Origin of the sequence: Salegentibacter maritimus (assembly GCF_016236975.1) — a bacterium.
Classification (GTDB): domain Bacteria; phylum Bacteroidota; class Bacteroidia; order Flavobacteriales; family Flavobacteriaceae; genus Salegentibacter; species Salegentibacter maritimus.
The window spans coordinates 1-26,395 of record NZ_JAEHNY010000007.1 but is presented as its reverse complement, the minus strand read 5'-3'; the positions used below and the strand labels follow the sequence as shown (position 1 = coordinate 26,395).

Annotated in this window: 15 protein-coding genes and 1 pseudogene; 10 read left to right on the top strand and 6 right to left on the bottom strand. The window is 35.7% G+C overall.

Translation table 11 applies throughout. From position 1 onward, the window contains the following. Positions 1-57: 57 nt before the first annotated feature. Positions 58-810, bottom strand: coding sequence for a VIT1/CCC1 transporter family protein (locus tag I6U50_RS08870; protein ID WP_198638590.1), 753 nt, complete (start codon positions 808-810; stop codon positions 58-60). A 398-nt stretch (positions 811-1,208) separates the two neighbouring features. On the opposite strand from I6U50_RS08870, the gene I6U50_RS08865 reads away from it, so the two are divergent. The 4 genes from I6U50_RS08865 to I6U50_RS08850 all read left to right on the top strand — a co-directional run bounded on the left by I6U50_RS08865 (position 1,209) and on the right by I6U50_RS08850 (position 9,178). Continuing rightward, positions 1,209-1,970, top strand: coding sequence for a DeoR/GlpR family DNA-binding transcription regulator (locus tag I6U50_RS08865; protein ID WP_198638589.1), 762 nt, complete (start codon positions 1,209-1,211; stop codon positions 1,968-1,970). Positions 1,971-2,799: 829 nt separating this feature from the next. Continuing rightward, positions 2,800-6,072: a SusC/RagA family TonB-linked outer membrane protein gene (locus I6U50_RS08860; protein WP_198638588.1), complete on the top strand. Its 3,273-nt coding sequence runs from the start codon at positions 2,800-2,802 to the stop codon at positions 6,070-6,072. Positions 6,073-6,124: 52 nt separating this feature from the next. Beyond that, positions 6,125-7,882 (top strand): RagB/SusD family nutrient uptake outer membrane protein, encoded by a 1,758-nt coding sequence (locus I6U50_RS08855; RefSeq protein ID WP_227740384.1) that lies wholly within the window; start codon positions 6,125-6,127, stop codon positions 7,880-7,882. Between the two features lie 369 nt (positions 7,883-8,251). Beyond that, positions 8,252-9,178, top strand: a complete 927-nt coding sequence (locus I6U50_RS08850) for a glycerophosphodiester phosphodiesterase family protein (protein ID WP_198638587.1) — start codon at positions 8,252-8,254, stop codon at positions 9,176-9,178. Between the two features lie 84 nt (positions 9,179-9,262). On the opposite strand, the gene I6U50_RS08845 is transcribed toward I6U50_RS08850, so the two are convergent. The 5 genes and pseudogenes from I6U50_RS08845 to I6U50_RS08825 all read right to left on the bottom strand — a co-directional run bounded on the left by I6U50_RS08845 (position 9,263) and on the right by I6U50_RS08825 (position 15,563). Then, positions 9,263-9,937, bottom strand: a complete 675-nt coding sequence (locus I6U50_RS08845; protein WP_198638586.1) for a GDSL-type esterase/lipase family protein — start codon at positions 9,935-9,937, stop codon at positions 9,263-9,265. Positions 9,938-10,036: 99 nt separating this feature from the next. Continuing rightward, entirely contained in the window at positions 10,037-11,674 is a 1,638-nt protein-coding gene (gene pafA / locus I6U50_RS08840; protein WP_198638585.1) for an alkaline phosphatase PafA, read from the bottom strand. 15 nt (positions 11,675-11,689) lie between these two features. After that, positions 11,690-12,420 (bottom strand): annotated as a pseudogene (locus I6U50_RS08835) (MIP/aquaporin family protein). A gap of 6 nt (positions 12,421-12,426) precedes the next feature. Further along, the gene (glpK, locus tag I6U50_RS08830; protein ID WP_198638584.1) at positions 12,427-13,917 is read right to left on the bottom strand and encodes a glycerol kinase GlpK; all 1,491 of its coding nucleotides are present in this window, start codon (positions 13,915-13,917) and stop codon (positions 12,427-12,429) included. Positions 13,918-13,919: 2 nt separating this feature from the next. Next, positions 13,920-15,563, bottom strand: a complete 1,644-nt coding sequence (locus I6U50_RS08825; RefSeq protein ID WP_198638583.1) for a glycerol-3-phosphate dehydrogenase/oxidase — start codon at positions 15,561-15,563, stop codon at positions 13,920-13,922. A gap of 385 nt (positions 15,564-15,948) precedes the next feature. Here I6U50_RS08825 and I6U50_RS08820 point away from each other — a divergent pair, with 385 nt between their 5' ends. From I6U50_RS08820 to I6U50_RS08795, 6 genes are all read left to right on the top strand, one after another. Next, the gene (locus I6U50_RS08820; RefSeq protein WP_193711721.1) at positions 15,949-17,526 is read left to right on the top strand and encodes a calcineurin-like phosphoesterase C-terminal domain-containing protein; all 1,578 of its coding nucleotides are present in this window, start codon (positions 15,949-15,951) and stop codon (positions 17,524-17,526) included. Between the two features lie 426 nt (positions 17,527-17,952). Next, positions 17,953-18,690 carry an RNA polymerase sigma factor gene (locus I6U50_RS08815; RefSeq protein WP_198638582.1) on the top strand — a complete coding sequence of 246 codons (738 nt, stop codon included), beginning with the start codon at positions 17,953-17,955 and terminating at the stop codon, positions 18,688-18,690. A gap of 145 nt (positions 18,691-18,835) precedes the next feature. After that, positions 18,836-19,876, top strand: coding sequence for a FecR family protein (locus tag I6U50_RS08810; RefSeq protein ID WP_198638581.1), 1,041 nt, complete (start codon positions 18,836-18,838; stop codon positions 19,874-19,876). A 165-nt stretch (positions 19,877-20,041) separates the two neighbouring features. Then, on the top strand, positions 20,042-23,392 hold the full coding sequence (locus tag I6U50_RS08805; RefSeq protein WP_198638580.1) for a TonB-dependent receptor: 3,351 nt from the start codon (positions 20,042-20,044) through the stop codon (positions 23,390-23,392). A 10-nt stretch (positions 23,393-23,402) separates the two neighbouring features. Continuing rightward, a complete protein-coding gene (locus tag I6U50_RS08800) occupies positions 23,403-24,944 on the top strand; it encodes a RagB/SusD family nutrient uptake outer membrane protein (RefSeq protein ID WP_198638579.1) in 1,542 nt (513 codons plus the stop codon). Positions 24,945-25,056: 112 nt separating this feature from the next. Then, positions 25,057-26,395, top strand: a 1,339-nt coding sequence (locus I6U50_RS08795) for a Gfo/Idh/MocA family protein (RefSeq protein WP_198638578.1), incomplete at its 3' end; no start/stop codon positions are given.

Below are 26,395 nucleotides of genomic sequence, written 5' to 3'. Positions count from 1 at the left end.
TCTCAGAAAATGGCACTCACCTTTTATACTTAGAAAAATTTATTTACTTCTAAAAGATCATGAAAGTATTTTTTCCAGTACGTCTCCTACATAATATGCAATAAATGCTGCAATTCCTCCAAGTAAAAGGGTTTCCAGAATACCAACAATCATATTCTTTTCAGTCACCAAACTCTTAAGGGCACCTACAATAGAAAGTGCAATAGCGGTAAGAATGCAGGAGTATAAGAAAAGTTGAGAGTCCAGGCTTGAAGAGTTAGTGTTCATGAATAGATATGAAAGTAGGGGAACCGATCCTACTGCTAGAAAACTTGCAAAAGTTACTCCTGCTGTTTTATAAGGGGTTTTTTCGCCTCGAACCATTTCAAGTTCTTCTTTCATCATAGTATCTACCCATACATCTTTATTAGAGGTAATTACTTCTACCACTTGTTCTAATAACTCTCCTTTAAAGCCTTTTTCTTTATAGATATCCCTTATTTCCTGTATTTCTTTTTCCCTAAGATTTTCTATCTCCCAGTATTCTATCTGCCTGTGTTTATCGAAGTTGTCTTTTTCAGCTTTTGTAGAGAAAAAATTACCTACAGACATGGAGAAGCCATCGGCAATTAAATTGGCTAATCCCAGTATTACTACTACCGAAATTCCCAGGCTGGCACCTTCGGCCCCGGCTACTACCGCAAATGTTGTAATGGCACCATCAATTCCACCGTACACAAATTCACCAATATATTCTTTATTGATAAATAATGCTTTTCCCCGCGAATGAAGCAGGCTTTCATCTTTCTTAGGTGGTTCTTTTGGTGGCATACTGGGTGTTACAAACTTTTATTTAAGCTAAAGTTAATAGAAAATAGTGAAAATAAGAATCCTAATTTATCATTTAAAGCTTTTATAGCGAGTTCTTTACCAATAAAAATGTTCGCCATACTATATTTTATAAAACTTTCTGGGCTTACATATTTTCGAGCAAAAACATTTACGAGTTACTGTAAGTCTTTAAATGGATAGTAATTAGTAGCCTAAAGAAACTTACCAAGTAAATTAAGCCAAATATTCTTATTAAGAATTAGGAGTGATCAATGCAATCTAAGGCTGGGCGGGAGTAAGCAGATGATAAAAAAGAATAATTATTTTTTTTCAGTTTTGAGAGTCCAATGAAAATATCGTATTTTGCTTTTATTAATCCTGCTATATAATAAAACTTCATGGGAACAATAGAAAGACATCAAATAATAATAGAAAAAATTACTAAAGACGGGCAAGTCAAGGTTCAGGATCTATGTGATGAATTTGATGTTTCTTCGGTAACGGTTCGAAAAGACCTTAAATTTTTGGAAGAGAAGGGTTTATTGTATAGAATGCATGGTGGTGCGACCCATACCAATCCTTATACAACCGATAGGCATGTGAATGAAAAGGAGAAAATTCATCTTTCGGAAAAAATGGGCATAGGTGAAGTTGCTGCAAAAATGGTTACTGCCAACGACTCTATATTAATTGCTTCAGGTACTACCGTGTTATCCCTGGCCAAAAATATAAAGCCCCTGGAAAACCTTACGGTTATTACTTCAGCTTTAAACGTAGCTCTTGAATTAAATCAGCATATCGAGATAGAGGTTATTCAATTAGGGGGAATTCTTCGTAAACGTTCTTCTTCTGTAACCGGTTTATATGCAGAAAATAACCTTTCAGATTTTTCTTGCTCTAAATTATTTTTGGGGGTAGATGGTATTGATCTTGAATTTGGTCTTACCACGGCCAATATGATGGAAGCCAGGCTTAATAGGGAAATGATTAAAGTGTCTCAAAAAACTATTGTACTGGCTGATTCCACTAAATTTGGTAAACGTGGTTTTGGTAGAATTTGCGGTTTTGATAGTATAGATGAAATTATAACAGATTCAGGAATTTCAAAATTTACCAGGGAAGCACTGGAGGAACATGGAATAAAAATTACAATCGTATAATTATTACTACTGCACTGTATTATCGAGCTAAGATGGTTCCTTTTTTTTTCTTGAGATTTAAATAAAAGCTCCAATAAATAACTAAAGCACTTGCTTTAAGCTAATTTAGCTTACACAAAACTTTATTTTCTCCCTCCATAAAACAATTTCTCAGGGATAGGAGTGAGTGATATACTTGCTGCAATACCTGTTTTTTCCCCTACTATACATAAAAGTTAGCTTTAAGCTGCTGGAGAATATCTTTTTGTTTTTTCTGTTAGTTTAGTTTAATGAACTTTTTAATGCTTTCCGGTTTTAAAAAGCTTTCCCATATATTTTTGAAAGCATCTTTATAGAGATATAGGTTATAACACTATTTAAGTTTTTTAAAAACAAAAGCTAATATAACCTATTAGAACAGTCAACTTTAGAACATACCTTTTCTTAAAGATTCCTATATAAGGTGCTAGTTTCGTTTTGTATTTAATAATATGTGCTGTTGAGATATCATTTCGAAGAGATTTTAGGACTTTTCTTGCTATTTTTTTAATAGTTTTTATATGAAAACACTATTAAAAATAACAAATAAAAATAAATAAAATATTTTTTTAGGTTTTAAATTGTTGTTTTTTGTTTTTATTTTTTACATTTGATTTTGTTAATCTAATGTGAATAAATGATTTGATTGTAGGTGTTTTTTAGTCACTATATCGATTTCGCGCTTTATTCGACGGTTTACACAAGATTTAGTTAACCTAAAGTTAATAGAAAGACAATTTTAAGGTGCAGAAGAATTGAAAACTAAATAAAATATTTGCAAACCTAATTATGAAATTTAATTTAAAAAATTATGAAACAAATTTTACAAGGGTTTATGTTATTAACCTTAGTTCTGGGACCTGGGTTAATACAAGCTCAGGAAAGACCAATTTCAGGTCTGGTATCTGACGAAACAGGGATACCAATACCTGGGGTTACTGTTCAGGAAAAGGGAACCTCTAAAGGAGCGGTTACCGATTTTGATGGGGAATTTTCCCTTTCAGTTTCAGATAACAATAATACTGTTTTGGTTTTTTCTTTTTTAGGTTATAAATCTAAAGAAGTAAGCATTGGGGCTAAAACTAATTTTAATATTACTCTGGAGGAGGATTCAGAAAGTTTAGATGAGGTGGTAGTTGTAGGTTATGGTACACAAAAAGAAGAAAACCTGGTTGGTTCGGTAAGTACCGCAAACCTGGGAAATATAGAAACACGACCTTCTGCCGATATAGCCAGTTCTTTACAGGGGGCAGTGCCGGGATTAAACGTTCGCTCGGGTGCAGGTGGTGATCCTTCATCAACACCCAGTATCAATATTCGTGGTTTTAATTCTATTAATGGAGGATCTCCGCTTGTTATAATTGACGGTATAGAAGGAGACCTTGCAAACATAAACCCAAATGATATTGCAAGTGTTACGGTATTAAAAGATGCCGGTGCAGCCGCCATATATGGGGCCAGGGGCTCTTTTGGGGTTGTTTTAATAACCACTAAATCAGGAAAAGAAGGGGAGTTTAATGTAGAGTATTCCAATAACTTCGGATTTACTACAAATACCAGTAGAACCGATTTTGTTACCAATCCATATACTTATGCAAAATGGGTAGATGAAGCTATAGGGTCTTACCATAGTGGATGTTACGTTTGTTATGAAGATGAAGATTGGGAAATTGCACAACAGGTAGGGAATGGGGAGCGAGAACCATTCTATGAACAACAGCCTGACGGGACTTATAAATTCTTCGGAAATACCGATTTCTATGATATTTTATTTAAAGATCGAAGAGCGCACCAGATAAATAATATTTCGGTTTCCGGTGGGTCTAAAAAGCTAAGAGGAGTGATTTCGGGTAGAACTTATGAAAGGGAGAAAATCCAAAACATTCAGGATGCCGAAATGAAACGATATAACCTGCAGCTTAAATTAAGTGCGAATCCTTATGAATGGTTGGAGTTAACGGCATTGAGTAGGTTTAGTAGTAGGTATGACGAGCAATATGCAGGAACAAAAAATGGTTGGGGAGATGAATTTGGAGTTAGTAAATGGCGTGACCTTTTTCCTAATCATCCGGCATTTGTAGATGGTTATGGTGTTAGTGTTGGCCGTACCAGAAATGGTTATGTAGGCCGTTTAGGAGCCTTAAAGGAAGGTGCAGCGCATCGACAATGGACGTATGAAAATCAAACAAACACCCTGGGTGCTGAAATTAAACCTCTTGAAGGTTTGGTGCTCAATATGAATTATAACTATAGTATTGACAGAACAGACAGGACGTTTTCTTATAAACCATTTAGTTACCTGTCTGGAGATAAACTTGAGTTATTAGAGGATGAAGGCTTAAACCGTCTAAATGAATATCGTTGGAAAGACTATTACACTGCGATAAATATTTATGGTACTTATACCAAAAGAGTTGCAGATAAGCACAACTTTAAAGTAATGCTTGGTTTTAATCAGGAGGAGTTTGATAGGGATAGAGTAGGGATGAGAATTGAGGATTTACTTACCAGGGATAAAGCTAATATTACTTTTGGTACTGAAATGCTAGATATGGAAGGCTCTACGTTAGAATGGGCCGTTCAGGGATATTTTGGACGATTTAATTATGATTACGATGGTAAATACCTTTTGGAGCTTAACGCCCGTTATGATGGCTCTTCACGTTTTCCTGAGGAAAACAGGTGGGGGCTATTTCCATCTATTGCCGGAGGTTGGATAATTGACAAAGAAGACTTCTGGACACCTTCAATAGAAAGTGTAATTTCTTCTTTAAAATTAAAAGCCTCTTATGGTAAGCTTGGAAACCAGAGTGTTGGTGTGAATACCTTTAGACAACTCATAGGAATGGGTAGAACTTCCTGGTTGTTTAATGGTGAGCAAAACAACTATGCAAGGGTGCCATCACCACTGCCGGCCAATATTGGATGGGAGAAGATAACTTCAACAAATGTTGGTCTTAATATGGGCTTTTTAAGGGATAAATTAACAACCTCTCTTGAAGTTTACGAGCGTAATACAGAAGATATGTACTTGCCTGGTCAACCCTTGGCAGCTGTATTTGGTGCATCAGAACCTAGAAGGAATTATGCAGCAATGCGAAACAGAGGTTTTGAGGTAACTGTAGGGTATAATGATGAATTTACTGTTTTAGGTTCAGAGTTATCCCTTAGTGCGAGTGCGAATGTATCAAATAACCGTGCAGAAATAACAAAATTTGATAATCCAAACGGCTTGCTGAGTACTTTTTATGAAGGTCAGGAAGTGGGTGAAATATGGGGGTATCGCATAGACGGTCAATTCCAATCAGATGAGGAAGCTGCAGCTTTTCAAAGTGAATATGGAAGAGACAACCTTTTTAGGGTGTATAGGGGAATACTTGATTATGGCTCAAATAGTGACTGGAACCTGTTAAGGGGAGGAGATCTTAAATATGTAGATGTTGATGGAGATGGTAGTATAGATAACGGTAATAATACGCTTGAAGATCACGGAGACTTAGTGCCAATTGGAAATTCTATGCCACAATTTCCTTTTGGGTTTAATATAAATGCTTCCTGGAAAAATTTTGATCTTACTGTTATTGGGCAGGGGGTTGCAAAACAAGATTGGTACCCCAACGGCCCATTGTATTGGGCAACTTTCCACAGGCCATATACATCATTTATTAGAAAAGATCTTTTAAATAAAGTTTGGGATCCGGCGCACCCTAACGATCCTAATAGAATATTTCCTCAGAGACAAAGAGCCTATAGTGCTTTAAGTTCTGGACGTATGTCGTATAATTATAATGATCACTTTTTAACCAATATTGGGTACTTAAGAATTAAAAACCTTACCCTTGGGTATACTATTCCTCCTACTTTAACCAAAAAGGTGAATATAAAAAGGTTAAGAGTTTTTCTTAGTGGAGAGAATATCTTTACCTGGAGTTTTGGAGGTTTAACAAAATATCTTGATCCTGAAGAGGTAGGAAGCCATGTAAGTTATTCAAACCCAAATAGTGTTAGCGGAAGATCGGCAACGAACACGCAATTGTACCCTATGGGCAAAACATTTTCGGCGGGCTTGCAAGTAAACCTATAAGCTTCTTTAATAATAAAAGGTTATCAAAATATATAAATCAACAATATTCAAAATGAAAACAAAAGATATACAGAAAAAAATGATTCGTGTATCGTCATTATTGGCTTTTTCTCTTCTATTGATAAGCTGTGATGCTGATATATTGGACCAGCCACCTGGGGATGCCATAACTTCAGATGAGTTTTTTAATACAGGTGCTGATCTTGAAGCTTACACCAATGATTTATATGGTGTTTTGCCAACAAAATCGGTGTATATGGACGATTCAGATTCCGATAATATTTTAGGTGTAAGTGCCGGAGATAGGTTAAGAGGAACACGAAGGGTGCCAACCGATAGGGGGAGCGGAGGCTGGTCCTGGGGGCACCTAAGAAGAATTAATTATTTCCTGGAAAATTATAATAGGGTAGATGATGCACAGGCTACGGCAAAATATTCGGGAATAGCAAAGTTTTTTAGAGCTTACTTTTACTTCGAAAAAGTACAACGATTTGGAGCAGTGCCATGGTACGGTGAAGTTATAAATCAGGACGACGAAGAGCTATTGACCAAAGGCAGGGATTCACGACAGTTGGTAATGGATTCTATTATAGCTGATATTGATTATGCTATTGAAAATATTCCGGCAGAAAAGGAACTAAATCGTATAACTAAATATACTGCACTTATTTTAAAGGCCAGGATTGGACTTTATGAAGGTACATTTAGAAAGTATCATGGGATAGACGACTATGAAAGATTCCTGGAAGGTGCAGCTTCAGCAGCTAAAGAGCTAATGGATTCGGGAGCCTATGAGCTTTATACCAGCGGTGGTACAGATAGGGCATATCTAGATCTTTTCGCTATGGAAGATCAGAATACGACTGAAACCATTTTGGCAGTAGATTATGAGTTTGGATTAAGAACTCATGACCTGGCTTATAGAATGACGGCACCAACCCAGGGAAGATGGGGCTTAGCAAAAGATTTAGTGAATAGTTATTTGATGACCGATGGTTCTTCATTTACAGATCAACCAGGTTATGAAACAATGGAGTTTTATGAAGAAATGCAGAATCGTGACCCCAGATTGACACAAACCACTGCAGGTCCTAACTTTGCTACCTATGGTTCTGAAGAACGTGAGCCTGTAAATTTAGATATTACCAGAACGGGTTATCGTATAATAAAAGCATTACCACCAAAAGGACCGCAATGGGGATCTGGCGGATCATTTAACGATGTGATACTATTTCGTTACGCCGAAGCTTTGCTAATCTATGCTGAAGCTAGAGCAGAACTGGGAACATTGACACAGGGAGATTTAGATATTTCCATAAACAAGTTAAGGGATCGCGTAGGTTTACCTCATTTGAATATGGCTGAAGCCAATGCAAATCCAGATTCATACCAGGAAAGCCTTTATGAAAATATTGAAGGACCTAATAAAGGAGTAATCCTGGAAATACGTCGCGAACGAAGAGTGGAAATGGTAAATGAAGGACTTCGTTGGGACGACCTTATGAGGTGGAAAGAAGGCCAAAAAATTGAAGCTCCAATAGAAGGGATTTACTTCGCAGAATTAGGTGCCCATGATTTTAATAATGATGGTAAGTTTGATGTATATGTACACGATGGGGACACTTCTGGTGCACCAGATGAAGTGAGCACTATGGTGAATATCAATGAAAGGCCCTTAACCGAAGGTGACTACGGGAACATGCTTTTATTTGAAGGTGGTAATTTTGACGAAAATAGGGATTATTTCTACCCGCTGCCACTTGAAGATTTGGAGCTTAATGATAATTTAGAGCAAAATCCCGGCTGGTAATTGAGAAGGTTAAAAAAGAGTAAACTGAGGCAAGCTCACGAAGCCTTGGTTGGAAACAAATTTTTAATTTAGTGGCAAGCTTCGGGGTATTATACCCTTTGGCGGTACCAATAAAATATTTGAATAGGTGATTGGTCTAAGGATTGATTAGCAAAACCTGCCGTAATTACTACGGCAGGTTTAATTTGTTAGGTCTTAACAGATGTTTTTTATTTCTAGGCTAAAGTGGCAATAGCTCCAGAAATCACCAATTATTATAATTAAAAAGATTGCTTTTAAACTTCTCTTAATGTGGCCATATTAATGTATTAATCTTATTAACCGGCTAATTGATTTAGCTGATGAATATTAATCAAAATTTCAATAAAAATGAAAATTACTAAATTGCTGTTATGCTTATTTCTTATATCTTCCTTGAGTTGTAAGAACAAAAATGAAACTAATAAAAATGAGCGTTCTAAAGATGAAATTTCCCAATTAGATGTAGAAGTTCAAGGACATAGGGGAGACCGTGGAAATTTCCCTGAAAATTCTATTCCCGCTTTTCTAAGTGCGGTGAAAAAAGGTGCTGATGTTCTGGAATTGGATGTTGTGGTTTCTAAGGATAAGAAGATTGTTGTTTCTCACGAACCTATTATGTTAGCTTTATATATGTTGACTCCAGAAGGAGATAGTATAGCTAAAGAAGATGAGAAGGATTATAATCTTTATAAAATGGATTATGATAGTATTAAAAAGTTTGATAGCGGCTCCAGAAAAAACCGCTTATTTCCAGATCAAAAGCTTCAAAAGACCTATAAACCTTTATTAAGTGAGGTAATAGATACAGTAGAAAATTATATTAAAGTTAATAATCTTGATGAGGTTAAATATAATATTGAAATTAAATCTTCTAAAAAGAATTACGGGATTTATCAGCCTAATCCAAATGAATTTGTAGACCTGGTAATGAATTTACTGGAAGAAAAAAATATAAAGAATAAGGTTAATATACAATCGTTTGATGTAAATGTTCTAAAAATTTTAAATGAGAAGTATCCAGATGTTGAACTTGCTTATTTAGTGTCTAAAGAAGGGGTAGATAAAAATTTAAAGAAACTGGGTTTTACTCCAGATATCTACAGTCCTAGCCATAAGCTGCTTAAAAGTAATTTGGTGGTAGATTCTATTAAAGAGCAAAATATGGAATTGATTCCCTGGACCGTAAATGAAGAAAAAGATATAAAAAGAATGTTGGAGTTAGAGGTTGATGGTATTATTACAGATTACCCTGAAAGGGTATTGAATAAAATATAGTTTTAGCCAAATTACCCGGTGAGATTAAAAAAGAGAGGATATAGTCCTCTCTTTTTTAATTTGAAATACCGTTGGATTATATTCTTAATTCAAGTAGTCTTGAAGAATTTGTGCCCAGGTTTTATAAGCGGTGGCGTTTAAGTGTAAACCTTCTTCAGTAAATTTTTTGCTTAAGCGGTCTTCTTCATCCAGAAAGTGAGGGTGCAGATCAATAAAGTTAACATTATAAGTTTGCGCTAATTTTTCTAATTCCTTGTTAATAGCCAGTATATGTTCATCTTTATTGTAATGGTTCTTATATCGTGTAAATGTATTATTTACAGGTAAAATACTTTGAATAAATACCTTTGTTTCGGGGCTTCCTTTTTTTATCCTATCTATTATTTTTTCATAGTTGGAAACAATTATCTCATCAGGATAATTTTTTGCAATATCATTTATGCCAATAAGGATAAAAACCTTTGCAGGTTCTCCTTCTATAACTTCATCCAATCTTTCCAAAATACCAAAGGTAGTATCACCCGAGATGCCACGATTTTTCGCATTGGGTAGTCCTAACAGTTCACTCCAACTGGTTCCGGCAGTAATGCTGTTGCCTAAAAATATTATATCTTCTTTAGAATTTGGGTAGCTTTCAAATTGATTTACCTGAATATGGTAATTTCTGGGTCTATGTAAACTATCAATACTAATATTTTGGGAAACCATTGCCGTGGTTGTAAGTAGAAGGATTGCAAGTGAAAAATTTCTAAATTTCATTTTCTATATTTTAAAATTTACATACTTATTTTAGTCTATAACCTATGCCTGGGACTTTGCTAAATCTAATATTTTTTAAAGATGCCAGTTAGTGTATATTTATTGATCTAGCATTTTGTGCAAAGGTCTACCGCTAGTTCCATTGGGAAAGGCAATACCTAAAATACTAGCTACCGTTGGTGCAATGTCTGGAATTTCAGAACGTTCTGTGGTATTTCCTTGTTTTACACCTGCACCAAAAAAGATAAGAGGGGCGTGGGTATCGTAAGTAAGACCGCTACCATGAGTAGAACCGGTTTTTGGGTATACAATAGTCGCAGGATTCAAAACAAAAACCACATCCCCGCTGCGTTTCTGATTAAAACCATTTTGAATTAACTCCCTAATACCACTGCTAAAGTTTGCACCTAAAAGCTGTTTGCGTGTTATAACTTTATCAATTTGCTCTTGCTGAATACAAAACAAGGCTACAGAATTTTGTAATTCTTCACTGCTAATATTGGCTTCTTTAAGTTTTTTATAATTAAAAAATACCTGTCCATTAGAGACATTCTGAATTAAATTGTCTTTGCCAAATTCACTAAAAACATGTTTTTTTAGAGCTTGTGTAAATTTTAAATCATTAAAATATCCCCCGGGAATTTTAACCGATTGTAAATAGGAAGGTACATTCACCGCGCCGTGGTCGGCAGTAAGGAATATAGTGTATGCTCCTTTGCCTATATTCTTGTCCAGAAAATTCAATATCTCTGCTATGTTTTTATCCAGGCGTAGATAAGTGTCTTCAATTTCTTTAGAGTTTACCCCAAAATTATGGCCAACATAGTCTGTACTGGAAAAGCTTAAGGTTAAAAAATCAGTAATTTCGTCTTCGCCAAGTTTTTCTCCTTTTATTGCAGCCAGTGCAAAATCGGTGGTTAGATCGTTACCAAAAGGAGTAGCGCTTATAATACCAAAGTTTCCATTCTTGCTACTTAAGGCTTTTAAATTATATGGAAAGGTCGCTTTTTCTTTGCCTTTAAACCCGGCTTCAAAATTGTTTTCGTCTATTCCACTTTCAGTATAAGTTTCTATATCATAAAGTGTATTCCATTCTTTTAGGTAAGATTTAACTTTCCCTGAATCATTGAAATCACGAATCCATTTTGGCAAATCATCTCTATAGAAAGAACTTGTAATGAAACGCCCTTCCTTTCCTCCAGAAAACCAATAAGCAGCATTTGCAGTGTGGCCGGCGGGCAAAATAGAGCCGCGATCTTTTAGGGCTACCCCAATTGTTTTTCCCTTCATTTGGGTGTGCAGCCTGTTTTGATCGGCTATTGTGGTAGTTTTAAGTAAGACCGGAGACATTTTTCCTGCATCAGAATTAGTTCCAATAGGAGTAACCGAGGCATCATCGGTACAGTATACAGATTCACCTTTTACTTTGTCGAACCAATTATTGCCAATAATACCATGGTTCATTGGGGTAGTTCCGGTCCACACAGAAGCATGTCCCGGTCCTGTATAGGTGGGAACGTAATTAAAATGGTGATTTTTAAAATTATAGCCTTCGCTAACTAGTCGCTTAAAGCCGTTTTCTTCAAATCGTTCCCAAAACCTCGTAAGGTAATCGTATCGCATTTGGTCTACTACGATTCCTACCACCAGTTTAGGTTTTTGGATGTTATTTTGTTGTTGGGCATAATTTTTTGTTATAAATAGGAGGCAAAAAATTAAAAGATACTTAGCTTTCATCTAGAGCGGTTTTATTTAATTATTTAAGAAAAGGTATGCTATTGCTGCTATGGAGGCACCAATTACAGGCCCAATAATGGGAATCCAGGAGTAGTTCCAGTCACTTTTGCATTTATTATAGGTACCAGAGAATGAACTATTCTCGGTCCTAAATCTCTTGCTGGATTAATAGCATAGCCCGTGGTGCCGCCTAAAGAAAGGCCAATAGCCCACACCAAAAAGGCTACCGGGATTGCTCCCAGTGACCCCATACCTATTGGGGTCTCACTTTCATTTCCCATTACAGGATTTGTGACATAGAATATTACAAATATTAGAGTGAAAGTTCCAATGATTTCACTCAATAGATTTGAAAACTTATTACGTATTGCCGGGGCTGTACTAAATGCTGCCAGGTGAAGGTTGGAATTAGTGGTGCAATTAAAGTGTTGCCTATAAATAGCCCACACCAAAAAGCTCCCGGCCATTGCTCCCAGCATTTGGGCTCCAATAAATATTGGGGCTTTCTCCCAGGGAAACTCGCCGGCTATAGCTAAGCCTAGTGTAACTGCCGGATTAATATGCGCCCCACTATAGGGCGCAGCAATTACAACGCCCGTAAAGACGGCCAGTGCCCAACCGGTAGTAATAACTATCCAGCCGCTATCATTTCCTTTGGTTCCTTTTAAAACCACGTTGGCTACCACGCCATTTCCCATTAATATTAAGAACATGGTGCCAATAAATTCAGCCGTAAATTCATTCATAATACTTTAATTTTTAGACCAACAATTAGTAGTTTTTACAGCCCGTTGCCAACCATTAAGCATTTCCTGAACAGGAATTTTATCATTCGGATTAAAACTCTCCATAACTTTCCACTTAGATTTAATCTCTTCAATATCCTTCCATATTCCAGCTCCTAAACCTGCTAAATACGCAGCACCCAGTGCAGTAGTTTCTGTAGTTTCAGGTCGTAAAATGCGAGTACTCAAAATATCAGCTTGAATTTGCATTAAAAGTGAATTTACAGTGGCTCCTCCATCTACTCTTAATTCTTTAATTTTAATTTCGCTATCGGCTTCCATAGCTTTTACAACATCATAAGTTTGATAAGCTATGCTTTCTAATGAGGCTCTTGCAATATGGCTTTGGTTGCTTCCTCTGGTAATTCCTACAATAGTGCCACGTGCGTGTTGATTCCAGTGTGGTGCACCTAAACCTGCAAAAGCAGGTACAAGATAAAGCCCGTCTGTAGTTTCTACCTGTTCAGCCAATGCTTCAATATCTGCAGCCGAAGAAATCAATCCCATGCCATCACGTAACCATTGTACAACTGCTCCCGCAATAAAAATACTTCCCTCAAAAGCATAATTTACTTTATCACCTATTTTCCAGGCGATGGTGGTTATTAATTTATTTTTTGAAATTATGGGCTGGTCACCAATATTCATTAATAAAAAACATCCGGTACCATACGTATTTTTTGCCATTCCTTTTTCGGTACACATTTGGCCAAATAGGGCGGCGTGTTGATCTCCGGCAATACCGGTGATAGGAATTTTTTTTGAAAAAATTTCTCCGGAGGTCTCAGAAAGTTTACCACTGGAATCACAAACTTTAGGAAGCATGCTTTTTGGGATTTCAAATAACTCCAATAACTCTTCATCCCAGTCTAAGGTGTGAATATTAAAAAGTAAGGTTCTTGATGCATTGGTCACATCGGTTAGGTGATCTTTACCATTGGTTAAATTCCAAACAAGCCACGAATCAACAGTACCCAATGTCAATTTGCCGGCTTTTGCTTTTTCTTTCGCACCTACAACGTTTTCGAGTATCCACCTAACTTTGGTTGCCAGGAAGTAAGCATCTAATACCAAGCCTGTTTTTTGTTGTACCATTGCTTCGTGCCCTTCAATTTTTAAAGCATCGCAGTAATCTGAAGTTCTTCTATCTTGCCATACAATAGCATTATATATGGGGGCTCCGGTTTCACGATCCCAAACTACGGTGGTTTCCCTTTGGTTGGTTATCCCTATTGCATGAATATCATCTGATTTCAATTTAGCCTTAGAAACAACTTCGGCTGCAACACTAATTTGTGATGACCAAATCTCATCGGGATCATGTTCTACCCAGCCTGGTTTGGGAAAGATTTGTTTAAACTCTTTTTGCGCAACGGAAATTGGATCCCCATGTTCGTTAAATACTATTGCCCTGGAGCTTGTGGTACCCTGGTCAAATGATAATATATGTTTTTTCATATTTACTTGGTTTCTATTTCTTTAGATTTTGGTTTTACTGGATTATAGGGTTCGGGCAGGTATTTTTGTGCCATTTTAATGAAGTTTTTTGTTTGATGATCTATCCAGGATGTATCTCTCCCTAAAACATCAGCCATGATTTTAGCTGTTTCTTCTGCAGCATCAATAGCCGCCCTGGCATTCAAAAATAATAATCGAGTTCTTCTGGCTAAAAAATCTTCGATAGTCCTTGCCATTTCTTTTCTGGCAGCCCAAACTACCTCTGCTTTTATAACTGGAAATTCCGGGTGAAGTCGTTCTTGTAATTTTGGTTCATCTTTGGCTAATTTCATTATTAATTCTGCATCACTTCCGTAAATATCTAAATAATTTCCAGTTACCTTCCGGGTAGCACCATGTATTTTTAAATGATCTGTTTTGCAGGGTGTGTTTTTTAAATTTCCGGTTTCAATGGCTAAATCTACGGTATCTTCAGCCATTTTACGATAAGTAGTCCATTTGCCACCTGTAATGGTAACAAGCTTAGATCTGGAAACGGTTAATTTATGATCTCGGGAGATTTCTTTTGTGCCTTTGTCTTTACTGGGCTGTACCAATGGTCTAAGACCTGCAAAAACACTTAAAATATCTTTCTTTGATGGTTTTTTTGCAAGATATTCTTCAAGGTTGTTTAGAATAAAATCTATTTCGCTATCGAGAGCGCTAGGTTCAAGAAGATGGTGCTCTACCGGGGTATCAGTAGTTCCTACAAGAAGATGTTCATGCCAGGGAAGAGCAAATAATACCCTGCCATCTGAAGTGGAGGGGATCATAAGGGCGTGATCACTCTTCATAAAAGATTTATCAAGAACAAGGTGAATTCCCTGGCTTGCTTTAACTAATGGGGTTTTTGAAGAATCGTTCATTTTAAGAATATTATCCACAAAAACCCCCGTTGCATTGATAACGACTTTCGATTTGAGATTATATGAATTACCGGTTTCGATATCTTTTGCTTTTACACCGGTAATTTTTTTATCTTCATCCTTAGATAGTGCGGTTACTTCAAAATAATTCAGAAGGTCTGCTCCCTGCTCTGCGGCGCTTTGCGCTAAATTTATAGCTAGGCGTGTGTCATCAAACTGGCCGTCGAAATAAAGCACCCCTCCATTAAGGCTTTCTGTATTTAAATTTGGTAAATGAAGTAAAGTTTCCTCTCTACTTAGGAACTTGGTTTTCTGAAACCTTAGGCTTTTTGCCATCCAATCATAAATTTTTAGCCCAATTCCATAGTAATATTTATCCCAGGCTTTATAGCTTGGAATTATAAACGGAAGCATTTTCACTAGATGAGGAGCATTTTTAATCATAAGGCCCCTTTCTTTTAATGCGTCCATAACCAATCCCAAATTTCCTTGTGCAAGATATCTTACACCGCCATGTACCAGTTTGGTGCTTCTGCTGGAAGTTCCGTTTGCAAAGTCTGCTTGCTCTAAAAGTAATGTTTTTAAACCTCTGGAACTTGCGTCGAGAGCAGTGCCAAGACCTGTAGCCCCGCCACCAATAATTATAACATCCCAGGTTGAAGAAGAGCTTAGTTTAGAAAGTATGTGGTCTCTTTTAAAAGAATTATTTTCTGAATTCTCACAGGTATTTGTCTTTTTCATTCTTTGTTTGACTAAAATTCTGATTCAAATATATTATCAAAAAGAAACTAAAACAAACAAAAAGTAATTTTTTATACTTATTTTTGATTTTAAATTATTTTGTTTGTTTATTTGATGAAAGTTAAGGTTGATGATAGATATTAATCTGAAAAGATATTCTACGGAGGCTTTAAGGTTATTTTTTTATTTGTTTTAGCGTAAAAGTAAAAGTGGTTGAAAAAAGAATGGCTGAAAAAGCTTTTTGAAATCGTTTCAGAGATCCCGAAAGTTACCTTTTCTATTGAGTGACCGGAAGTGGCTTTGGAAGATATAACCTTTTAATCACGTTCTATAAACAATAGGAATAAGTTTAAAACTGAAATTTACACCTCCAAAATATTTTAATATGAAAAAAATAAAACTTATTACTTGTTTACTATTAACCATTCCGGGATTTCTGGCTGCTCAAAATGCTACCGGAAAGATCTTTGAGGATAAAAACCGGAATGGAAAGTTAGATTCAAATGAATCAGGAATTCCAAATGTGTCTGTAACCAATGGGGAGGATGTGGTGCTAACCAACGAAAAAGGTGAATATAAGTTACCCGCATCTAACGATTTTATTATCTCTGTGATAAAACCTTCTGGATATAATTATCCGGTAGATGAAAATAACTTACCACTATTTTACTACAACCATAAACCTAAAGGCTCGCCTAATTTGCGATATGCCGGAGTGGAAGTTACAGGTGATTTGCCACAAGAGTTGAATTTCCCTTTGATTAAGAATGAAAAAGAAAAGGAAAATTTTTCGGCATTGATATTTGGTGATCCGCAAATGTACAATGAAGCTCAGGTGGCTTATTTTGAAAAGGGATTAATCTCGGAGGTGAAGAGAAATAAAAATATAGTATTTGGTATTTCATTGGGTGACCTTGTAGGAGATGATTTAGATTTATTTGATCCTTACATCAATGCTGTAAGTAAGCTGGATTTGCCCTGGTATAATGTTATAGGTAATCATGACTTAAACTTTGATGTAGACAGGGATGAGGATAGTGATGAAACCTTTGAAAAGTATTTTGGACCTCCTAATTATGCTTTTAATTATGGAAAGGTTCATTTTATTGTATTAGACGATATACTGTATCCAGATCCACGAGATAATAAAGGATATTGGGGTGGCTTTAGGGAAGATCAGCTTAATTTTATTGAAAATGATTTAAAACACGTCCCTAAAGATCATTTAATTGTTATTTCGGTACACATACCTTTTAGTGAGCCCAAAGGCGATGTTTTTAGAGATGAAGATAGGCAGCGGCTTTTTGAAATACTTAAAGATTTTCCAAATACCCTTTCTCTCTCGGCCCACACCCACATTCAAAGACAGGATTATTTTAAAAAAGAAGATGGTTGGTTAGGAGAAAAGCCTCACCATCATTTTAATGTAGGAACAACCAGTGGAGACTGGTATTCTGGAAAATTAAATGATAAAGGTGTTCCAATTTCAACTATGCGTGATGGTACACCCAAAGGTTATGCGATTATAAATTTTGAGGAGAATAAATATACTATAGATTATCAGGTGGCGGGAGAGTCGGAAGATTATAGAATGCAAATATTTTCTCCCAAAGTGGTGGCCAAAGATAAAAATACCAAAGCGGGGATTTTTGTTAATTATTTTATGGGAAGCGAAAATGACAAAGTAGAATACCGGGTTGATGATGGAAAATGGTCTAGGATGAAGTATGTGGAAGAATATGATCCCACGTATGTAGCTATGGTTTACGAATGGGATTTAACCGAAGAGCTTTTTTCAGGTAGGCGTCCTTCAAATCCTGTAAAGAGCAAACATCTTTGGCGTGGTAAGATACCAACAAAATTGGCCGAGGGAGTACATACCATAGAAGTAAGAGTTGAAGATATGTTTGGAAGAATATTTACTGAGACCCACGAATATAAAGTTGTTTCTGATAAAAAATAATAAATATTAAAAATTTTTTTTGAGTAAACTTAATAATTTCAGATCATAAGATTCTGAAATTATTAAGTTTTTTTATTTTTAGAATCTATCATTTTTCTTTAAGAACACTGTATCCTTAATAGCTATTTCTAAATATATTCACGTTAGCTTATTTCTTGTGGTTTCGGGGTTATTGTTGTGAAAAAATGTTAATTTATCTTGAAAATAATTTACATTATATAAAAATATGGTTACGATTGATAATTTGGTAATATAGAAATAATTGTTAATTTCGGTCGGTTCAATTTTTTGTTTTCTGTAATTAATTTTATTGTTTTTTTTAAAGTCGAGACCAGAATTAGTTACTACTTGAAATCATTAAATATTCTTTGTTGGACAGATTATACTATTCTTAAGATTTTTAATAATTAAAGGATTAAATTAAAAATGGAATACATTGAAGGAAAGAGGATATTTAAGGATGAAGTTGATGAGCATTTCAGTGTGTATTTAAATGATTTTAATAGTAGAGAGACGAAAAAATCTCGCCGTGTTATAGACTGTAAACACTCTTCAGGGGTAAGCTCGAGCGTTAACCCAGAAAAGGTAGAAGACTTAGCTTTTTTATTCTGGGAAAAGATCAAGAGAGGAGATATGGACGCTTTAGGGCAGTTGTACGACCTTTATGTAGATGAGTTATTTCTATATGGAATGGAAAAGGTTCAAGACAAAATTCGCGTTATGGACGCTATTCATGATCTTTTTGTCGATTTATATAAATATCGTAACAGTATAGCCTCTCCTTCTAATGTTAAGTATTATTTGTTGAGATCGCTGAAGCGAAAAGTATATAGAAAACAGTCTTCCAAAAAGTGTATAAATTTACAAGACTCCTTTTTTGAGAAAAAAACAGTGGCAACTGAATTATCTTATGAAGAGAAAATCATTGAAGGGGAGTATTCAAAAGAAAAAAAAGATAAATTAAAATTGGCCTTAACATTTCTTACAAAGAGGCAACAAAAAGCATTACATTTAAGATTTACTGAAAACAAGCCATATAATGAAATTGCCAATACTATGAATATTAGTATTGCAACCTCCAGAACATTGGTCTACCGTGCAATATTAGTGCTTAAAAAGCATTGCATTTCACTTTTTTTAACTGTCTCAGGTATATTTATTTAAAAAAAACTTAAAAATTTTGTCTATATATTATAAGTATGGTGCTTATGTATATATAGGCCTCTATTTACTTTTCTTATAGGAAAGAATACTGTCTAATATTCTGGCTAAAACCTTATTAATTGAAAGTCAGATTAATTTCATTTTAATGAACGAGAAAGAAAAAAAAGAATTAAGAGCCAAGATTATTACATCTGCTTATGCCTATAAAACAAGAAGGAAAAGATTGTTTTATAGTATATCAATAGCAGCGTCTATATTGCTAATAGTTACTTTAGGCTTTTATAAATACAATCTCTCAGAATCCTCTATTGCAAAATTTGCGGAATCTTCAGGAGACATAAGTATAGAAAGTGAAAGCAAACAAGATGTACAGTTATTTTTAAGTGGAAATAAAAAGGTGGTAATACAAAGTAATAATTCAAGTATTGCTTATCAAACTGGAGGACGGGAAATAAATATAGCTGACTCTTTGGGGAAAAGACAGGAAGTTACTTTAGATAATTCCAATGAGTTTAATACCCTAATAGTTCCCTATGGTAAACGATCTAAAATAAAATTATCAGATGGAACAATGGTTTGGTTAAATTCTGGCTCGAAACTGATTTACCCCGCTACTTTTAAAGCTAAGAACAGAGAGGTGTTTTTAATAGGAGAAGCAATTTTTGATGTTGCACATAATGCAAAACATCCTTTTAAAGTACTATCTAAAGGGCATACCATTGAAGTGCTAGGTACCGTCTTTAATGTTAGTAATTATCCTGAGGATAAAGATATTAAAACGGTGCTTAAAAGTGGAAGTGTAGAAATTAGCTATAAATCAGATTCTTTTTTTAAATCAGAGGAAAAAACAAAAATTACACCGGGTACCATGGCTGTGTATAATAAGGCCAGCCCAAAGGTGAATACCAAAAATGTAGAGGTAGAAAATTATTTTTCCTGGAGAGAAGGTGTTTTAATATTTAAGAATAATAGCCTGAAACATATCATGGGAAAATTAGGAAGGTACTATAATGTGGATATTGAGTTTCAGGAGCAGTATATGGAAAGCGAAACTTTCTCGGGCTACTTAGATTTAAAAGATTCGGTAGAAGGAGTATTAAAAACCTTGCAGAATGCAACCAACTTTAATTATAATATTAAAGAAAACGGATTAATAACAATTAATAAACTGGAAAATATGGAATGAAAATAACAAAGAAAGCCATAAGATGCGCCAACATCTTATGGCCGGGTCAGTTAACTTACTTATGTAGAATAAAATAAACTAACGAAAAACAAAATTATGAATAAAAATGAAAGATTTAGGTCATGTTTTGATTTAAATAACTTTACACGAAACTTAGTAAAAATTATGCGTGTACTATTAATCCTAATAGGATTGGGGCTTGGTTCCTCTTATGCTAATTCTTCCTACAGCCAGACTAAAATAGATATTGCCCTTAAGGATGCAAACCTAATTGAATTTTTTGAAGAAATTCAGGCTAACACCGAATTTGTGTTTTTTTACAAAGATGATATCTTACAAGAGAATTTACGGATTTCTGTGAGCTTAAAAAAGGCTTCCCTGGAAAACATTTTAAAAAGTGCTTTTAGCAATACCAGTCTTGATTATAAAATCTCAGATAAACAAGTGGTTGTAAAAAAACTAGCACAAAAATCTAATAGGTTACCCAATATAAATAGCGAAAATCAACAAGAAACCCTTACAGTTACCGGTACTGTTACGGAGGCTAAAACCGGAATGCCTGTTCCGGCTGCGAATATTTTGGAAATAGGAACTTCTAATGGCGTAATGACAGATTTTGACGGGAATTATTCTATAGATGTACCTAAAGATGCTGTTTTAAAAGTTAGCTATATAGGTTATGCCGCAAAGGAAATTCAGGTAAACAACCGTAGCGAAATCGATATCGTGTTAGAAGAGGACGCTGCGGCATTAGATGAAGTGGTAGTAGTTGGGTATGGAACTCAGAAGAGAGAAAATCTTACTGGGGCACTATCTTCAATGGATTTTGACGAAACCATTGAGAACCGGCCAGTAACAGATGCATCTCAAGCCCTTTCGGGGAAAATGTCAGGTGTATGGGTGAGTCAAAATTCGGGATTACCCGGGGAAGATGCTTCAACTATAAGAATTAGGGGGATAGGTACTTTAAATAATTCCAGTCCTCTAGTGCTTATTAATGGGGTAGAAGGAAAACTCTCTGAAATTAATCCAAATGATATTGAATCAATAACAGTATTAAAAGATGCAGCCTCTGCTGCAATTTATGGAAGTAGAGCTGCTAATGGAGTTGTTTTGGTTAAAACAAAGCAAGGCACTGGGGGAGAGGCTCAAATTAGTTATAACGGATATTTCGGTTTACAGCAGATAGGAAGAAAATATGATTTAATTACTAACAGTGCTGAATATATGGACATATGGAATATTGCTGTCACCAATTCTGGAGGAGATCCCTTATTTCCACAAGATGTTATCGAGGGGTTTCGTACCGGTGATGATCAATATAGATACCCAAATACAAATTATCTGGAAGAGATTTTTAGAACATCACCTATCACAGAGCATAATGTATCAATTCGTGGAGGCTCTGAAAAAAGTAATTACTATTTATCCTTTAATTTTAGAGATCAGGAAGGTATAGTTAGAAATACGAATTCAGAAAAATACGGCATAAACCTGTCACTTTCCAATCAAGTTGAGGATTGGTTAAAAGTAGAGGGTAATGTTCAGGCAAGTAGAAAAAAGTACGAAAGTCCTTATGATGAAATTTCACGTGCGTTATATTTAACGATGAATGGTCATCCTTTTAGTTCACCGTATAACAGTAATGGTGAATTTGGAGCTACTCAAGCTATTTATGAGCAAGGTGAGAATGCTGGAAAACCAATAGTCGATACTCGAAACCCATTTCCAGACTTATTTAATGGTAAAACCTTGAATGTGGTTAACTATCTGAACGTTAGTGGTAAAGTGGAGGTGAGCTTGTCTCCATATTTAAAATTTAACTCTACGATTAATGGTCAAGTCACAAATGGGATAACTGACAGATATAATGAGTTGAACTATGCCTATACTGAAGATGGATTTAGAACTTTACCTCTGGATTACGAACAAACTATTACAAATCAAAGAAATAATAGTAATGAGTTTTATTGGGTGAATTTTAATACAATTAATTTTGACAAGACATATAATGAGGTTCATAATTTTTCGTCCATTTTGGGAATGCAAGTAGAATCAAATGAGATTAAAACTACAGGTGCGCAAAAATCTGACCCTCCTAAAGAAGGAATACATCAAGTTGATGCCGCTACTTCAAATGCGATCGCCAATGGTAACCGAACAGAATGGAAAATGCTTTCTTACTTTGGTAGAATTAATTATAATTTTGATCAGAAATATTTGTTTGAGGCCAATTTAAGGGCCGATGCTTCTTCACGATTTAGAAAAGGAAATAAATGGGGCGTGTTCCCTTCGTTCTCAGCGGGATGGAATATCAGTAAGGAGGACTTTTTTAATATTACTAGTATTGATAGGTTGAAGCTTAGAGCATCCTGGGGAGAGCTGGGGAATCAAAATATTAACTTAATTGCTGGTAATTACCCTTATTTGACTACAGTTACACAGAGTAATGGAACCAGTTATAATTTTCAAAATCAATTTGTACCAGGTACCGCTATTACTGAATTAGTGGATAGGGATATTTCATGGGAAACTACTAAATCAATAGACATTGGTTTAGAAGCGACCTTCCTTGACAATAGAATTAGCTTTGAAGCCGATTACTTTAACAAATTGACAGAAGATATTTTAGTGCGCCTTCCTGTTCCATTAATTCTTGGTGGTGTTTCTTCTCCCATCCAAAATATTGGGGAAATGAGAAATGAAGGAGTAGAGCTCCTGGTGAACTATCAGTCTCATACCTATGAGAAAGATTGGACTTATAATATTGGTGGTAATGTTTCATTTATAGAGAATAAGGTAGAAAGATTCTTAGATGATTCTCCTGATCAATTATACCTAATTAGAGAAGGTTTTTCCTATAACACTTTATATGGCTTAAATGCAATAGGGGTTTATCAATCTGAACAGGAAATTGCCGAACATATCCCTCAAAACAGTTATCAACCTAAACCGGGAGATTTGAAATATGATGATTTAAATGGAGATCAAAAGATAGATTATCGTGATAAGAAAGTAATGGGAAATACGGTCCCTAAGATTACTTATGGTTTAAGTTTAGGAACTTCCTACAAAAACTGGAGTATTAATATGGTAGCGCAAGGTATCGCTGATGTTTCGTCTTATACTCAAAATGCCTGGACGGAACCACTTGGAATCTCAGGTGGTTCAATTACTAAAAGATGGAGAAATGCGTGGACTGAAGATAGTCCCAGTTCTTCGCTGCCTAGTATTAAAGTAAATGATACCTGGAATAGAAGACAGTCATCTTTTTGGGTGAGTGATCTTTCTTATTTAAAGATTAAGAATATACAACTTAGTTATGATGTATCTAAATCTATTATGGATGATTTAGGCTTGAAATCGGCCACGGCATATATGAATATGTCTAACGTATATACTTTTGTTAATAATGATTATGAAGGTTTTGATCCGGAAAGGAGCACCTTTGACTCTGGAGGCTATGTTTATCCAGCCCCCCGAATTATGACAATTGGACTAAATATTAACTTTTAAAATATTACAGATGAAAATCTTGAAGTTTAAATATATTCAAATTTTACTATTCTTGAGTGTAATGAGTTCTTGTACAGATGATTTTGTTAGTGTACTGCCAGATGATAGAATAGTACAGGAAAATTTTTGGCAAAATGAAGATGATGCGGTGATGGCCCTATATGGTATTTATAATGTATTACAGGATAGGTATATTTATGGATATGGAGGAGGAGAAGATGCCATGAGTCCCAATGCATTCCAATGGGCTCATTGGGAAGGTAAGCATATGCAGGTTGGAAACGGTACTATACAGCCAAGTGATGGAGGCATAGTTGCTGGAAGATGGACTGATGCATATAGGGGGATTAACCGTGTAAATTCATTTCTAGCCAATATAGATAGGGTAGATATGGATGTAAAGGATAAAGAAACCATGAAAGGTGAAGCATACTTTCTTAGAGGTGTTTTTTATTCATTATTGGTAAATACTTATGGAGGTGTGCCGTTAATTTTAGAGCCAATATCGGTTGAGGAAGCAAGGACACTTAGTAGATCAACTAAAGAAGAAAGTTGGAATCAGGTTCATTCAGACTATGATATGGCAATATCCTTACTTCCAACTAATGCAGAAGTTAAAGGCAGGGCCACTTTAGGAGCAGCTTTAGGTATGAAAATGCGTGCTTTTTTATATCAGAGTGAATGGGAGCAGGTTATTGAATATGCCGATAAAGTAATTGCCTTAGGAGAATATGATTTATTTCCAAGTTATGAGGGGTTATTTCATCTGGATAATGAAAATAACGAAGAAGTTATTTTTGATGTACAGTTTATGGATGGCCCATTTTCCCAGGGCAGTATTTTTGATAGATACTGGCAACCTCAGAATTTAGAAAACGGTGTTTCCGGTTCTAATTCTGTAGCACCCATTCAGGATTTAGTTGATGCGTATGAGACGATTGATGGTACAAATATAAATCCAGATAAACCATTTGAAAACCGAGATCCACGACTTGACTTTACAATTTTAAGACCAGGAGCATCTTTTCAGGATCAACTATATCCAGATGAAATTCAGAATCATACAGGGCAAAAGGTAGGTTATGGTATTAGAAAGTATACCATTGAGGATAAACAAATAGTACCTACCCAATCTCCACTGAATTTTATAGTCTTACGGTATGCTGATATACTACTTTCAAAAGCCGAAGCATTGATTGAAGGCGAAGAAAAAAATATCCCTAAGGCTATAGAATTGATCAATAGAATAAGAACTGAAAGAAATGATGTCAATATGTATTCAATTAATGCGAATTTAGATTTTACGGAAGCTAGAGAATTGTTAAGACACGAAAGAAGGATTGAATTTGCATTGGAAGGATTGTATTGGTCTGACATAAAGAGGTGGGAAATTGGAAATAAAATTTATCCTTTAGAAGTAAGGGGAGGTTCTAATGAACTAATTGAAGTTAAATTTGAAGATGGTTATAATCTAGAAGAAGATCAATATCTTCCTCTTCCTGATAGTGAACTTTCTTTAAACCCGAATCTTGAACAGAACCCAGGTTACTAAACTTGAAGTAATCACTAAAAGAGTTTATATGACTTAAAATAGGCCGTTATATATTCTATACGTATAACGGTCTACTTTTTTAAGTGTTTTATAGTTTTAAAATTTATATAGTATGAAAAATAACAGACGTTCCTTTATTAAGAATTTAGGAATAGTGGGCGCAACTGCGGCCGTAATCCCGTCCAGTTTTGCTGCAGAAGCGAAAGAAGTAAATTTATTGAATAGAGCTGCAAAGACTTCAACAAACAAAATCCTTAAAATCGCTTTAATTGGTGCCGGGGGAATGGGTGTTGCCGATACCAATACGGCATTAAAGCACGAGAATATAGAACTTGTGGCCGTATGTGATTTATACGATGGGCGTTTAGAAGATGCTAAAAAACGTTGGGGCAGCAGTTTGTTCCTTACCAAAGATTATAAGGAAGTGCTAAACCGCAGTGATATTGACGCGGTAATAATTGGCACCCCCGATTTTTGGCACAAAAAAATGAGTGTTGATGCGCTTAATGCAGGTAAACACGTGTACTGTGAAAAACCAATGGTACATAGTGTAGAAGAAGGAAACGATATCATAAAAGCCTGGAAGAAATCTGGAAAAATCTACATGGTAGGTAGCCAGGGAATGTCTTCTTTGGGTAATGAAAAGGCCAGAGAACTATTGGCAGCCGGTGCTATAGGAACGCTTAATTATGCTGAAGGCTTTTGGGCCAGGAATTCGGCCTTGGGTGCCTGGCAGTATCCAATCCCCAAAGATGCCTCTACCCAAACCGTAGATTGGGAGAAGTATACTTCTATAAGCAAAGACATGCCTTTTGACCCTTTAAGGTTCTTTAGATGGAGAAATTACCTTGACTACGGTACGGGTATGGCCGGCGACCTATTTGTGCATTTATTCTCCAGTCTTCATTTTATTACCAATTCGTATGGCCCCAATAAAATTGCGGCAACCGGTGGATTGCGCCACTGGGATGACGGGCGTGAAGTACCGGATGTACTTTTAGGAATGTTTGATTACCCCGATACAAAACAACACCCGGCATTTAACCTTTCCTTGCGTTGTAATTTTGTTGACGGTACCAGCGGAAGTACGTTCTTAAAACTGGTAGGAAGTAAAGGTTCTATGGATATAGCCTGGGACAGCCTTACATTAAAGCGCAATGCCGGTGGAGGAAGTGATGATCCTTTCCTGGCAGAAAAAGCAAAAGAAAATTCAGGCAGGCCAGATCGTAAAAAGCTGGTTCCACCTTTAGAAACCGTTTACCGGGCAGAAGATGGCTACAAAGGAGCGCATTATGACCATTTTGCCAATTTCTTTATGGCAATTCGTGAAAATGGCTCGGTAGCCCAAGATCCTGCTTTTGGGTTCCGTGCAGCCGCACCGGCTTTATTATGTAATGAAAGCTATAAAAAGAATGAATTTATAAACTGGGATCCGGAAAAAATGAAATTAG

Bases quoted from the DNA above. Each gene is read 5' to 3' on its own strand.
- I6U50_RS08870 (WP_198638590.1), bottom strand. From the start codon at position 810: ATGCCACCAAAAGAACCACCTAAGAAAGATGAAAGCCTGCTTCATTCG.
- I6U50_RS08865 (WP_198638589.1), top strand. From the start codon at position 1,209: ATGGGAACAATAGAAAGACATCAAATAATAATAGAAAAAATTACTAAA.
- I6U50_RS08860 (WP_198638588.1), top strand. From the start codon at position 2,800: ATGAAACAAATTTTACAAGGGTTTATGTTATTAACCTTAGTTCTGGGA.
- I6U50_RS08855 (WP_227740384.1), top strand. From the start codon at position 6,125: ATGAAAACAAAAGATATACAGAAAAAAATGATTCGTGTATCGTCATTA.
- I6U50_RS08850 (WP_198638587.1), top strand. From the start codon at position 8,252: ATGAAAATTACTAAATTGCTGTTATGCTTATTTCTTATATCTTCCTTG.
- I6U50_RS08845 (WP_198638586.1), bottom strand. From the start codon at position 9,937: ATGAAATTTAGAAATTTTTCACTTGCAATCCTTCTACTTACAACCACG.
- pafA (WP_198638585.1), bottom strand. From the start codon at position 11,674: ATGAAAGCTAAGTATCTTTTAATTTTTTGCCTCCTATTTATAACAAAA.
- glpK (WP_198638584.1), bottom strand. From the start codon at position 13,917: ATGAAAAAACATATATTATCATTTGACCAGGGTACCACAAGCTCCAGG.
- I6U50_RS08825 (WP_198638583.1), bottom strand. From the start codon at position 15,563: ATGAAAAAGACAAATACCTGTGAGAATTCAGAAAATAATTCTTTTAAA.
- I6U50_RS08820 (WP_193711721.1), top strand. From the start codon at position 15,949: ATGAAAAAAATAAAACTTATTACTTGTTTACTATTAACCATTCCGGGA.
- I6U50_RS08815 (WP_198638582.1), top strand. From the start codon at position 17,953: ATGGAATACATTGAAGGAAAGAGGATATTTAAGGATGAAGTTGATGAG.
- I6U50_RS08810 (WP_198638581.1), top strand. From the start codon at position 18,836: ATGAACGAGAAAGAAAAAAAAGAATTAAGAGCCAAGATTATTACATCT.
- I6U50_RS08805 (WP_198638580.1), top strand. From the start codon at position 20,042: ATGCGTGTACTATTAATCCTAATAGGATTGGGGCTTGGTTCCTCTTAT.
- I6U50_RS08800 (WP_198638579.1), top strand. From the start codon at position 23,403: ATGAAAATCTTGAAGTTTAAATATATTCAAATTTTACTATTCTTGAGT.